Origin of the sequence: Bacillus arachidis (assembly GCF_030285945.1) — a bacterium.
Taxonomy (GTDB): Bacteria; Bacillota; Bacilli; order Bacillales; family Bacillaceae_G; genus Bacillus_A; species Bacillus_A arachidis.
In genome coordinates this window covers 1,508,000-1,521,289 of record NZ_CP127376.1, presented here as the reverse complement: position 1 = coordinate 1,521,289, position 13,290 = coordinate 1,508,000, and the positions used below count along the sequence as shown (strand labels likewise).

Genomic DNA, 13,290 nt, shown 5'->3' with positions numbered 1-13,290 from the left:
GCTTCTAATACATGCAACAATCTATTGTTTATCCTACACTTTATAGAAGATATAGTAACCTATATAAATAGTATACAGCAAAATCACCTTGAATAAAGTATGTTTTAAAATAAAATAGCGAATATATTCTGACAGTTCCTCTTCTTTTACTAACTTCTTACAAATTGACTTATTTGTCAAGGAAAGCGTCTCACTATACTGATATTTTCAAAATAAAAAAGAAAGAGGATTCCCCCTTTCTTTATTTTGCAAATGCTACAGAAACAATATCCATGATTTCTCGGACAACTTCTTCAATTGATAAAGAAGTTGTATCTAATTCCAATGCATCATCCGCTTTTTTCAGTGGAGAAACTTCACGCTCTGAATCCAACTTATCGCGCTCAGCAATCTCTTTTTTCAGTTGCTCTAAACTAGAAGCGAAACCTTTCTTCGTGTTTTCAAGATGTCTCCGCTCCGCTCTTTCTTGAACAGAAGCAAGCATAAAAATTTTCACTTCCGCATTAGGTAGCACATGCGTACCAATATCACGCCCGTCCATTACTACGCCGCCCTTTTCTGCTAGAGCTTGTTGACGACGTACCATCTCTTCACGAACAAGACGATGCTTAGCAACAATTGATACGCGATTTGTTACGTCCGGTGTACGAATCGCGTCGGATACATCCTGGTTGTTTAAGAAAACTAGCTGTGTATTTTCACCTTGTTGAAACTCTATATTTACATTTTTTAAAACTTCCATTAAACTTTCTTCATTCTCAATATCTACATTTTGCTGAAGAGCAGCGTATGTAAGTGTACGATACATTGCACCTGTGTCAATATACACATAAGAAAGTTCTTTCGCAACAATCTTTGCAACTGTACTCTTTCCAGCAGCCGCTGGACCATCTATCGCAATTGAAATTCGTTTATCCATTGTAACACCTCATTTTTTCACTTGTAAAACAAAATGAAAAGCAGGTACAAATCCCCTGCTTCTCTGCGCTTGTTTCATGTCGATTAAATCCTCAATTATTGTAGCACAATCCTTACTAGAAGAAAATGAAAACTACTTATTCACTTGTAAAACATTCGTTATACCTTTATCTACAACACCTTCATAATAAACAATTTTCGATAAATATTTCACTGTAGATTCTTGCATAAAAAGCAATTGAATAATGCAAAGACAAATAAATTGAACTAATACTATACGAATTAGAACTTCCTCAATTTTTTTCAAAAAATGTCCTCTTCTCATTTTTTTATTCATTTCAACAACCTACAATACAAAACTAAAAATCCTCTCACTTCTATATATCTCAAATATAAAGTAGCTAACTTTATTTTCATTTTTAATACAAACTTTTATACATTTCCATTGTCGAATCTAGCAAAAACATGGTATGTTCTTAATGTATTTTTCGACTAGAAAGGGGTATAAACATTGAAAAAAATCCTAGTTTTACACACAGGTGGAACAATTGCAATGGAAGAAGATAAAGAAACTGGGGTTGTACAACCTGGAAAACAAAATCCTCTTTTAAAGTTCATTCCTGATTTAGAGGGTAATATTGATTTAATTGTTGAAGATGTCTTTCATCTTCCATCACCTCATATGACTCCTAGTGAGATGTTACAATTACAAGTCATCATTGACGAAAGAGTAAAAAATGAAGACATCCATGGTGTTGTCATTACACATGGTACAGATACATTAGAAGAGACTGCATATTTTTTAGATTTAACTGTACAAGCGAACATTCCAATTGTTGTAACGGGGGCAATGCGCTCTAGCAACGAATTAGGCGCTGACGGTTTATATAACTTTTTATCCGCTGTAAAGGTTGCAAGTAGTAGCGAAGCACTTGGAAAAGGTGTTCTTGTCGTGTTGAACGACGAAATCCACTGTGCAACAAATGTAACAAAAACACATACAAGTAATGTCGCAACATTCCAAAGCCCTCAATACGGACCAATCGGTATGGTGACAAAGCGCGGGGTTGTCTTCCATCACGCTCTCGTACATCATGAAACATACGAAGTCGGACAAGTTTCTAAAAATGTCGTTGTGTTAAAAGCTTACGCTGGTATGGATGATACATTATTAACAGCAATTGAAAGCCTACCGGTAGATGGGATCATAATTGAAGCACTTGGTCAAGGTAATTTACCACCACGAACGCTCTCTAGTTTGCAACGCTTAATAAATAAAGGAATTCCAATTGTTCTTGTTTCCCGATGCTTTAACGGAATTGTCCAAGATGTATATTCCTATGAGGGTGGGGGAAAACAGTTAAAAGATATGGGTATTGTTTTCACATATGGTTTAAACGCCCAAAAAGCTCGTATTAAACTACTTGTTGCTTTAGAATGTACTCATTCTAAAGACAAAATCCAACAAATGTTTATGCAGGATTAAAAAATAAGCTGTCGAAATTGAACTGCACCCCAATTGTTAGACACATAATCTAACAATTGGAGGTGCAGTTTTTCTATGGCTAAATTTACGGCTGATGAAAAAATACACATCGTTCTACGTTATTTGAACGGAAATGAAAGTTATCGAGAAATTGGTAAAGCGATCGGCATAAGAGACACAGTAATTTTGAATTGGGTAAACCAATATAAGCAGAATGGTGTGGAAGCTTTCCTAAAACGGTATACAAATTACACACAACAATTTAAACTAGACGTACTAAATTTTATGATTGAAAACGGTACGTCCTTAATTGAAACGGCAGCTATCTTTAACATTCCTGCCCCTTCAACGATTATTGTTTGGAAAAAACAACTCGAAACACAAGGAATTGATGCCCTTCAATCAAAGAAAAAGGGGCGTCCATCCATGAAAAAAGTGTCAAATAAACAATCAAGACAAGCACCAGTTGAAGGATCAGTCGAAGCACTTGAAGCACGTATTAAACAGCTTGAAATGGAAAATGAGTACTTAAAAAAGTTGAATGCCTTAGTTCAAAACAAGGAAAAGTCACTAAACAGGACAAAGCGCAAGTAGTCTATGAATTAAGGCATAAATATTCGGTGAAGGCACTCGTGGAGCTAGCTGATATTCCACGAAGCACGTATTATGATTTAGTGAAGAAAATGAATCGTCCGGATCTAGATACCGATTTGAAAGCTGAGATTAAAGCGATTTATGAGGAAAATGAAGGGCTTTATGGCTACCGTCGCATTCGTGATGAGTTAACGAATCGTGGTCAGAAAGTGAATCACAAGAAGGTTCAGCGCATTATGAAAGAGCTTGGATTAAAGTGTGTTGTGCGTATGAAAAAATATAAGTCTTATAAGGGGAAATTCGGTAAAATTGCACCAAATATTTTAGAGCGCAATTTTAATGCAAATGCCCCGAATCAAAAATGGGTAACAGACATCACAGAGTTTAAATTGTTTGGAGAGAAACTTTATTTATCACCTGTATTAGACTTGTATAACAGTGAAATTATTACATATACAATTGGCTCTAGACCGACGTATTCACTTGTTTCAGAAATGTTAGAGAAAGCATTAGAACGTTTACCTGAAAATCACCAGCTACTGATGCATTCAGATCAAGGGTGGCATTATCAAATGAAACAATATGTCCGTACACTTGAATCAAGAGGTATTGTGCAGAGTATGTCTCGAAAAGGAAACTGTTACGACAACGCAGTAATGGAGAATTTCTTTGGGATCATGAAGTCGGAATTCCTCTACATAAAAGAGTTTGAAAGTGTAGAGCATTTTAAAATAGAATTAGAAAAATATATAGATTACTATAATACGAAACGGATAAAGGCAAAATTAAAAATGAGCCCGGTGCAATACCGGACTCACTTTTATCAAGCTGCCTAATGAAATAACCGTGTCTAACTTTTAGGGGTCACTTCAAATTCGACAGCTTATTTTTGTTCTCTTGATACAACTGTTTGTGTAATTGCTCCACCATGAAATCTTCCATTCTCAATAAAAATTTCATTTGCATTATTGCCAGCTGCAATAACACCCGCAATAAAGATATTCTCAACATTCGTTTCCATTGTTTCTTCTGTAAATATCGGACGCCCTGTTTCTTTATCAATTTCTACTCCCATTTTTGTTAGGAAACTATGATCTGGGTGGTATCCCGTCATCGCAAATACAAAATCATTTTGAATTGTAAATGCCTCTCCTTTACTTGTATACGTAAGTGTATGTTCGGTAATTTCTTTCACGTGAGCATGGAACTGCATTTGAATTGTACCATTACGTACTAATGCTTCAAATTCAGGTAATATCCACGGCTTAATACTCGGTGAATATTCCCCCCCACGATACAACACCGTTACACGCGCTCCAGCTTTTACAAGTTCTAGCGCTGCATCTATACTTGAGTTTTTCCCTCCTATTACAACTACATCACGATCAAAATATGGATGCGCCTCTTTAAAATAATGGGAAACTTTATCTAAGTTTTCTCCAGGAACGTTCATATAGTTTGGATTATCATAATACCCTGTTGCCACTACAATATATTTTGCGGTATATATCTCCTTGTTCCCATCACGCTTCGTCGTATTTACTCTAAAAAAGTTCCCATCTTTTCGCACTTGTTCTACGCGTTCAAAGGCATTTACCCGTACTCCTTTACGCTTTACCACTTCGCGATAATAAGCAAGCGCTTGATTACGAACTGGCTTACGATTTTCTGTAATAAAAGCAACATCACCAATTTCTAGTTTTTCACTAGAAGAAAAAAAAGTTTGGTGAGTTGGATAATGATAAATTGCATTCACAATATTTCCTTTTTCAATTACTAGTGGATTGATTCCCTCTTGCTGCAGTGAAATCGCTGCTGCTAATCCACACGGTCCGCCCCCGATTATAATAGCTGTTTCTTTTTGCATACCCGGTTCACTCCTAGTCTTCTGCTTCAATCTCTATTTATTATAAAACAAGAAAAAACCTACTTTCAGCAGTAGGCACCTATCTTCATTGTATTCATTTTTCATATATTTGTCATCTATACGATACGTACATTCGATAGACGTCCGCTAAAAACTGTCTAAAACTTATTCCTTGTTGCCCTAATACATTTTCTGGATCAATTTTTCTCGTAGGATCAAGTGTTTTATGAGATACAATATCCTTTTTAGGATTTAGATTGAATGTATGACATAAATAGGCATGGTACCATGTAAACCGCGTGTAAGAATCCCAAAAATTAACATTACCCCCATAACACATTTCAACACCAATCGCTGCTTTGTTCGCATCATAACCAAACAAATCATTATCCGTTGGTACACTATATCTTACGTGATACGCTACCTCATCAATTGGGATAATTTCTAAAATAGTCCTATCATCTACAAAAGTATGCGCCGATGCCTTTGGTTGTACTTCGTTAAAGTAATCACGATTTCCTATCGCGTTGCTCCCAGGATTCCCCGTATCATGACTTACAATAAATTTCACCTTCGAAAGGCGAATTCCTGGCCGTGAGCTTCCGTACCCAATATAATTCCGCTCTATAGGGAACATAACCATGTCTATCAACTCCGCTCTAGAAAATTACCTTTCTTCCTTATATATGTATTCGACCTCAATATCTATATAGCACATTTCTTTACGCAAAGAGAAAATCAAAAATGTTTGAAGTAAACACCATAAATAATAAAATACTTACAGCTGTTCCATAAAACCCATAAAACCAAACACGATCTTCTTTAGTATCTAAACCGAAAAATTTATTCACAGATTGTAACAAAGATGAACGTTTCACATCTTTTTTTCGTAAAACCTCTACCCGTTTCATAACATCTGTTGGCATCATAAGTCTTTGGTCTGCTATCATTTTCATTATTTATCTCTCCTTATTTTGTTTCCGTTTTGTTTATCTAAGGGAATTATAGCACAAATGTTCTGTAGGAACAAGTGTTCTTTTTTATTTTTTATAATCGTACATCCATTTTGAAAATAATATTTTAATCCCTATTATATATTTCAATAAAAAACGTGGTTCCCTCAAAAGGAAACCACGTTCTCTCTAAACTTTCTGTTCTATTATACCCAACCTCTAAAGCGGCTAGCTTCTGCCATTTTGCGTACACCAACCATATACGCTGCTAAACGCATGTTCACTTTACGAACTTGTGATGTTTCATAAATAGAATCGAATGATCTTACCATTACTTTTTCTAAACGTTGTTCTACTTCTTCTTCTGACCAGTAGTAACCTTGGTTATTTTGTACCCATTCGAAGTATGATACAGTAACACCACCAGCACTTGCTAATACGTCAGGAACAAGTAAAATACCACGTTCTGTTAAAATCTTAGTTGCTTCTAATGTAGTTGGACCATTTGCTGCTTCTACAACAATTTTCGCTTTAATATCTGCAGCGTTCTCTTCTGTAATTTGGTTCTCAATTGCAGCTGGAACTAAAATATCACAATCAAGTTCTAACAGCTCTTTGTTTGAAATTGTATTATTAAACAATTTCGTTACCGTTCCGAAGCTGTCGCGGCGATCTAGCAAGTAGTCGATGTCCAATCCATTTGGATCATGTAATGCACCGTAAGCATCAGAAATTGCAATTACTTTCGCACCAGCATCATGCATAAATTTAGCTAGGAAACTACCCGCGTTCCCAAATCCTTGAACAACAACGCGAGCGCCCTTAATTTCGATGCCACGTTTTTTCGCAGCTTCGCGAATACAGATTGTTACACCTTTCGCAGTCGCTGTTTCACGCCCATGAGATCCACCTAATACAAGCGGTTTACCTGTAATAAATCCAGGTGAATTAAATTCATCGATGCGGCTATATTCATCCATCATCCATGCCATAATTTGCGAGTTTGTAAATACATCTGGAGCAGGAATATCTTTTGTTGGACCAACAATCTGGCTAATTGCTCGTACATACCCACGACTTAATCTTTCTAATTCACGGAAAGACATTTCTCGCGGATCACAAACGATACCACCTTTACCTCCACCGTATGGTAAATCTACAATACCACATTTTAAACTCATCCAAATAGAAAGTGCTTTCACTTCGTTTTCTGTTACGTTTGGATGGAAGCGAATTCCACCTTTCGTTGGACCAACAGCATCATTGTGCTGCGCGCGATATCCTGTAAATATTTTAACAGTCCCGTCATCCATACGAACTGGAATTTTCACTGTCATCATACGAATTGGTTCTTTAAGTAATTCATATACCTCGTTTGGATAACCCAACTTTTCTAGGGCTTCATTAATAACAATTTGTGTTGAATTTAATAATTCAAAATGTTGTTCCCTCTGTTGTGTTTGTGTTTGAGCTCCCTTTTCGGCTACCATAGTAAGTAAACCCCCTGTAATTTCACTTGTTTAGTAAACCTTCATTGCCTAGTATACACCGTTAAATTTGGAATGCAATAGAAAACGCTAACAAATGTATACAAACTATTTTTTGTTGCAAGCGTTTTCACTATTATTATAGTCCTTTTATTGCTTTTAGAAAAGTAAAATACTTAAATATTTAAATGTTTTTTATACCATACTGTATTTTAGTCTCTCCAATATCACAAAATACTAATAAAACCTCAAGCTATTTATATTAGCTGAGGTTTTGTTTTGAGACAAAATACTTGTATATTTGCTGAATTGCTTGAGAATCCATTAACTCTTTTCCATATTCCATAATGCGATAAATTGTCACCGTTGAAGAATTACCATATTCCGCTAAAATCGCAATGATATCTGCCTTTAATAATGGTGTTTCCTCTTCCATCCAAAGATAAAAACGTCCATCCCATGTGTAAAGTTTGCCTCCGGTTACTCCGAGATGATACAAACGTTTTGCCAAAGTAATCACATCTTCAAACGTTGCAAATTCATATAATATATGTTCACTCTCATCTAGAGTTACTTGCATCTCAATATACTCATCACTAAACTCATCTTCTGTATCTGTTTCATGATTTTCTTTTGTAACAATCACAACCATTCCTTGCGCCTGTAAAGAAAATACTTCAACTGCAATTGGACCATCTGCTTCAAACCCAAGTTCTTTATTTGCTTCTTGCATCATATCGCGAAATAACTGTTGCACTTTTGGAGCATTTTTCCACAAATCCTCCTTCGTCAACCCTCGCTCAGATAAATCATCAAACGTTATGAAAATTTTGATTTTATTATAATTCAAACGTTCCAGCCTCATCTTGTAACCTCCCTACGTAACCATTGTATCTAATTTTTATTATATGAAATAGAAAATAGATGGTTCTTTTCGAACAACTATTCCGACAGTTTTAACCACCTATTTCATTTTTTATTGTATAAATAACAAATGCCTCGTTTAATAATTCACGGGCATGTATTTCATCAAATTCTAGCAAATACTGTAGGATATCGTCTACTAAAAACACTTCTTGACTGTACGCCATCTCAACTAAATTATGATTTTGCAACCGATTGTTCTCTGATAGCTGGACTGCTTGACCGATAATATGATATGACCTCTCCCAAGCTCACAGCGTACTTGGCTGAATTCCGTGCATATTCGAAACAACTTTTATATTTCCCTTTTAAAGTTGGCGTATGTTCTATCCTTTAAACCGAGCATCTCCTAATTTCCCCTTGCAACGTAATTAAGTGCGTTTGAGATGGAGCCCGAAAACGTAGCGGTATAAATGTCGTTCCATATCCGTTACTCACAAACAAAGTTGTATTCGGATACTCATACACACCACCTTTTAAATAACGTTTAGAATGAAATATACGAATTTGTCCTCCATGTGTATGACCACTTAATACGAGCGAAATTTGTTCTTGTCCAGACATTTTGTTCACAATATCAGGATTGTGGCTAATAAGAATACGAAAGCCATTTTCTTGACAATCTGCTAGCGCCAAGTCTAAACGATCCCTTTCTAATCCAACATCATCCACTCCTAATAGACAAAGCTTGTCGCCACAATCTGATTCAAATAGTACTCTTGTATTATCTAAAATTTTGACACCATGTTCTAGTAATAACGCATCTAATTCATGATAGTCAATTTCATAATCGTTATTTCCCCATACAAAATATACGGGACCAATTTCACTTAACGTTTGAACATTAGCCGCAATTTGTGATAACGATACACCTTTCTCTGCTAAATCCCCACCAATAATAACAAGATCAGCTTTTCCTTTTACATTTTCAATTAAAGAAGGAGAAACAACTCTCCTATGAATGTCTGAAATAAAGAATATCCTAACTTTTCCAAAGCTTTCTGGGAAATTCATAAATGATAAAGTGTGTTCTAGCAATGTATCACGTAATGCTTCTCTATACATCATAAAAAGACAAATAAAGCCTATACATATGAACATACCACCTAAAATCCATACCATATACTTCCCTCTCAACAAAATGTAATAGAATCTCTTTAAATCATATTGCTATAAAATTGAATGCTTCATTCATTTTTTCAATTCACTCATATTAAAACTGTTTTACCTCTATTCTTTCCCGTTCTTTTCTTTAATAGGAATTTTTAATTCTTTTCCCACTTCTAACTGATTATCTTGTATATTATTATAATTTTTAATGATTGTAGCCCCATCTTTATTCGGAAAATACTGTTTCCCAATACTTTCGAATGTCTCGCCTTTCTTTACAATATGCGTTTCAAATTTTTCTGAGTGCTTCTTTTCTCCTTCTCCATGTTTATTTGAATCGAAAAAAATCACATCAAATGCATTTTTTCCAGGGGCATTATTCTCTTTTGCACTTTTTACCTCGATATACTTATCCGTATACCATAAAATACTAAGTGGCAATAAAATAAATAGAAATGTTAAAACCCGAACAAAAAAATGGTTAATCTTAAATTTAGATTTTTTCTTTTCTTTATTTTGATGAATTTCACTTCGCGGCGGTAAACCTTCTTCCGTCTGCTCGTCTTCTAACGTTTCTTCAAGTTCTTCTTCAAAATCAGGAATTTGTTTTCTCATGCTGTTCACCCCACCTTCCATTTATCTCCTTAATTGAAGACCCATTATAAAATCAACAAGAAAATGTGCAAAGATTGTTATAAACAAATTTCCTGTCCATTGAAACACATACCCAAACACAAAACTGATCATACATACAAAGCAAAATAAAAATGGCTTCTTCACATACCGAACATGTAACACAGCAAAAATAACACTTGCAATTACAAGTCCAAAATGAGTCTGCAATACCCCTCGAAATAAAAACTCTTCAGCAAAGCCAATAACAAACGTAATAACGAATAATTGTATTACAGAAATTCCTTTGAACATTCGATCATTAATTCCACCATCATCAAACCAGGATTCTGGTAGTATTTGCATTGCAATATAATCAAGTAGGACAACACCGCCTGCAACCACACTGCCTATTACGAAAATGGAAACAGGATCCCATTTCCACAAATCATAAAATTCATTCCTATTTGGAAATAGTATATAGGCCAACGCGCAGCCAACACCTATAATTATTAATTGTGTTATATAGAGATTAAGCCGTATTTCTTTCGGACCTATGTCTTCAATACTACGCCTTTGAATGTTCATCATTCCTCCGTTCTCTCATACCAAAGAGCAACTGTAACTCTGCTTCCCAATTATAGTCGAAAATTGGTTGTCTTGCTCGTCTTTTTTTATACTCTTCTTTTGAAATACCACAATAGTCACAACAGTTTTTTATCTCAAATTCCTTCCTATAACCAAATTGCTGTAGCATTTTTTCTCGTCTACACCCTTTAAACTGTATCCAGGATTTCATATTTTCTAATTGACTATATTTATTCCGAAGACGCCCTTCCACTTCTAACATTAATCTTTTCATTATCTCATCTGACAAGGATTCCATAATGAGCTTCTTCCCTTGTATGATTTTCATCTTTTCTAAATGATATCGTACAAAACGCCAATGTTGTTCGCTAAACCTTGCAGCATTATAACAAATTTCTTTCACATCTTCTATTGGCAAGACTTTCGTTTGGTACATCTTTTCTTGTAGTAAGGAAAACAAAAATTGAATTTGCTGTTTATTTGGTAATTCATCCTCAATAATAGAAACTGGTAGATCATGATCCATTGGACTACAAAGTAGAATCGCAATACTGGCCTCTTCATCTCTTCCCGCCCTACCAATCTCTTGCAAATAAGAAGCAATATTTGTTGGATAATGAAAATGAATAATATACCTTGTATTTGGCTTGTTTACCCCCATACCAAATGCACTTGTACATATAACAAGTTGCAGTTGATCATTCATAAATTGCTGTTGAATTAGCATTCGCTCTTCATGTTCCATTCCACCATGATAAAATGCAACATCCGCTATACCTTTACTCCCTAAATATTCTGTTAAGCGCTCCGTCCAAGCCCTGCTAGAGCAATAAATGATTCCTGGTCCTTGTAAATTAATCACTTGAGTGAGAAGTGCTTCCTTTTTTTCCTCTATCGTTTGTACAAATTGTACTTCCATTGCAATATTGGGGCGATCAATCGAATACAAATGCTCTGCTACATTCGTAAGTTTTAAAGTTTTTATAATATCTTGTAATACTTCTTTTGTTGCAGTAGCTGTTAATGCTAATACCGGAGGATGTCCAATAGCCACTATAACTTGATCTAGTTTTTTATAGTCCGTTCGAAAATCATAACCCCATTGGGAAATACAATGTGCTTCATCTACGACAAATAGCGAAATATGAATCCTTCTTAGTTCTCTTACTATTACTTCAGATTGCAACATTTCAGGTGAGACAAAGACAAATTTATAAGTAGATAATTTCCTTAGCGCTTCCTTTTTTTCGTTTAATGTGCGAAAACTATTAAGCGCAATCACATGATTCTTTACTACATATTTCAGCTGTGCTACCTGATCTTCCATTAAGGACAGTAATGGAGAAACAATTAGTACTGTTCCATCTTGCATCAGACCAGGCAGCTGGTAACACATTGATTTTCCTCTTCCAGTTGGAAGCATCGCTACAACATCTTTTCCTTGCAATAAATCTGCAATCACTTCTTTCTGCCCAGGCCGAAATTCGCTATAACCAAACCACTTATACAGATAATCCTCAAGACTCATTTACAACCTCCATTTGCGCTAACACAAGACGGATCTCAAAATAAGAAATCTCTTCTCCTACAGCTTGCTTTAATACACGTAACTTACGTGTTTGCAATGTCTCAATAATGCGCTGTACATGCTTGATTTTATTTTTTTCCATAAATATTTCAATAGAAAAGTCTCTTTCTCTTAATGCAATTTCAACAAAATGATCTTCTATTGTTGCAACCTTTAAATTTCTAATTGTTGCAATCTCGTCTAAAGAACGCCCTTGTCTCCAAAGCTGATATGTTTTCTTTGTTGATAAACTAAACAAATCTGCCCTTTCATTCGGATAAGAAATAATCTTTGTTAATAATGGAAAATCTTTTTCATTATCTCGAACGGATTGAATAAAGAAATGAATGGTACCCCAAAATAAAAGATATACACGAAATACATCTTGGTTTGTAATTTCTGCAAGTTGTTTTACTGTATATCCAATTCGTTCATATCCTGTTAGTCGATATGTAAAAATTGTTGCTTCTATTGGCAAGGTATCTTTCAACAGCATATGTACCTCTTTCCATAAACCTTCCGCAAGTTTACTTCTTGCATATGGTATCTTGGTGAGAAACTGCTTGACCCACATCATTACCTCTGTATCTTGTTGAATTGGAAGAAATTTCGCATTCTGTTGTTGTAAGTTTGACACAGTTTGGATAATTAATGAAAGTCGTTTCCAAAAGATTTCACCAATATCTCCATAGTTCAAACCGTGTAAATACTGCGGAAAAGGAAGTGTTTTTCCCAAAATTCCTAGTTGGTTCTTCCCAGCATTAGTTAATATGTATGTATTTTCATTTACAATTTGGATCCAGCCCTTATGTAATACATTTTCAATTTCCTGATCATAATCAGAACGTTGTAATGATTTGTATATTCCAAATAAAAAAGAAATGTGAAATATATTTCCGTCTTGTAACGTTTGTGAAGAACGTTTTCCTTTTAAAAGGTGATAAATGGAAGAAACAGTTCGTTCACCATCTAATTGTTTTATACAATACAATAAAGTATATTGTAACTGCATCACCGCTTCCACCTTTCAATTACATTTATCTTGTTATGCGCTGACAGTAACAGCCTAATTGGTGAAGGTTCCCCATCAGCTAGGGATGAAAAGCTTCCATTGATGGAAGCTTTACTTTATATTGTCTATTGTATCAAACTGTACACCATTTAGGCATTTTGAAAATCTTGTG

General features: G+C 35.1%; 15 protein-coding genes. 2 read left to right on the top strand and 13 right to left on the bottom strand.

All coding sequences use genetic code 11. From position 1 onward, the window contains the following. Nucleotides 1-241: 241 nt before the first annotated feature. The gene (gene cmk / locus QRY57_RS09255; protein WP_090691106.1) at nucleotides 242-919 is read right to left on the bottom strand and encodes a (d)CMP kinase; all 678 of its coding nucleotides are present in this window, start codon (nucleotides 917-919) and stop codon (nucleotides 242-244) included. 132 nt (nucleotides 920-1,051) lie between these two features. Beyond that, complete coding sequence (locus tag QRY57_RS09250) at nucleotides 1,052-1,225, bottom strand: DUF5359 family protein (protein ID WP_286017246.1); 174 nt, start codon at nucleotides 1,223-1,225, stop codon at nucleotides 1,052-1,054. Between the two features lie 204 nt (nucleotides 1,226-1,429). Here QRY57_RS09250 and QRY57_RS09245 point away from each other — a divergent pair, with 204 nt between their 5' ends. Continuing rightward, nucleotides 1,430-2,404 carry an asparaginase gene (locus QRY57_RS09245; RefSeq protein WP_208016814.1) on the top strand — a complete coding sequence of 325 codons (975 nt, stop codon included), beginning with the start codon at nucleotides 1,430-1,432 and terminating at the stop codon, nucleotides 2,402-2,404. 75 nt (nucleotides 2,405-2,479) lie between these two features. Next, nucleotides 2,480-3,834, top strand: a protein-coding gene (locus tag QRY57_RS09240) for an IS3 family transposase (RefSeq protein ID WP_286017245.1) whose coding sequence is annotated in 2 segments (ribosomal slippage) — nucleotides 2,480-2,933 and nucleotides 2,933-3,834 — 1,356 coding nt in all. Because the reading frame shifts where the segments join, the coding sequence is not laid out codon by codon here. A 47-nt stretch (nucleotides 3,835-3,881) separates the two neighbouring features. Here the strand turns inward: QRY57_RS09240 and QRY57_RS09235 are convergent. The 11 genes from QRY57_RS09235 to QRY57_RS09185 all read right to left on the bottom strand — a co-directional run bounded on the left by QRY57_RS09235 (nucleotide 3,882) and on the right by QRY57_RS09185 (nucleotide 13,118). Beyond that, nucleotides 3,882-4,865 (bottom strand): YpdA family putative bacillithiol disulfide reductase, encoded by a 984-nt coding sequence (locus QRY57_RS09235; RefSeq protein ID WP_286017244.1) that lies wholly within the window; start codon nucleotides 4,863-4,865, stop codon nucleotides 3,882-3,884. 112 nt (nucleotides 4,866-4,977) lie between these two features. Next, nucleotides 4,978-5,508 (bottom strand): peptidoglycan recognition protein family protein, encoded by a 531-nt coding sequence (locus QRY57_RS09230; protein WP_090691097.1) that lies wholly within the window; start codon nucleotides 5,506-5,508, stop codon nucleotides 4,978-4,980. 79 nt (nucleotides 5,509-5,587) lie between these two features. Continuing rightward, nucleotides 5,588-5,824 carry a DUF3961 domain-containing protein gene (locus QRY57_RS09225; protein WP_170833663.1) on the bottom strand — a complete coding sequence of 79 codons (237 nt, stop codon included), beginning with the start codon at nucleotides 5,822-5,824 and terminating at the stop codon, nucleotides 5,588-5,590. A gap of 200 nt (nucleotides 5,825-6,024) precedes the next feature. Then, nucleotides 6,025-7,308, bottom strand: a complete 1,284-nt coding sequence (gene gudB, locus QRY57_RS09220; protein WP_026591218.1) for an NAD-specific glutamate dehydrogenase — start codon at nucleotides 7,306-7,308, stop codon at nucleotides 6,025-6,027. A gap of 259 nt (nucleotides 7,309-7,567) precedes the next feature. Next, nucleotides 7,568-8,170, bottom strand: coding sequence for a genetic competence negative regulator (locus QRY57_RS09215; protein WP_286017243.1), 603 nt, complete (start codon nucleotides 8,168-8,170; stop codon nucleotides 7,568-7,570). A gap of 91 nt (nucleotides 8,171-8,261) precedes the next feature. After that, nucleotides 8,262-8,420 (bottom strand): hypothetical protein, encoded by a 159-nt coding sequence (locus QRY57_RS27115; protein WP_432804069.1) that lies wholly within the window; start codon nucleotides 8,418-8,420, stop codon nucleotides 8,262-8,264. A 142-nt stretch (nucleotides 8,421-8,562) separates the two neighbouring features. Further along, nucleotides 8,563-9,351: a metallophosphoesterase gene (locus tag QRY57_RS09205; protein WP_208016812.1), complete on the bottom strand. Its 789-nt coding sequence runs from the start codon at nucleotides 9,349-9,351 to the stop codon at nucleotides 8,563-8,565. Nucleotides 9,352-9,459: 108 nt separating this feature from the next. After that, the gene (locus tag QRY57_RS09200) at nucleotides 9,460-9,954 is read right to left on the bottom strand and encodes a LysM peptidoglycan-binding domain-containing protein (protein WP_286017242.1); all 495 of its coding nucleotides are present in this window, start codon (nucleotides 9,952-9,954) and stop codon (nucleotides 9,460-9,462) included. 21 nt (nucleotides 9,955-9,975) lie between these two features. Beyond that, nucleotides 9,976-10,539, bottom strand: coding sequence for a CPBP family intramembrane glutamic endopeptidase (locus QRY57_RS09195; protein WP_286017831.1), 564 nt, complete (start codon nucleotides 10,537-10,539; stop codon nucleotides 9,976-9,978). Further along, entirely contained in the window at nucleotides 10,520-12,067 is a 1,548-nt protein-coding gene (locus tag QRY57_RS09190) for a RecQ family ATP-dependent DNA helicase (protein WP_286017241.1), read from the bottom strand. The genes QRY57_RS09195 and QRY57_RS09190 overlap by 20 nt, the downstream gene beginning before the upstream one ends. Then, on the bottom strand, nucleotides 12,057-13,118 hold the full coding sequence (locus tag QRY57_RS09185) for a YpbB family protein (RefSeq protein WP_286017240.1): 1,062 nt from the start codon (nucleotides 13,116-13,118) through the stop codon (nucleotides 12,057-12,059). Before QRY57_RS09185 ends, QRY57_RS09190 begins: the two co-directional genes overlap by 11 nt. Nucleotides 13,119-13,290 lie beyond the last annotated feature (172 nt).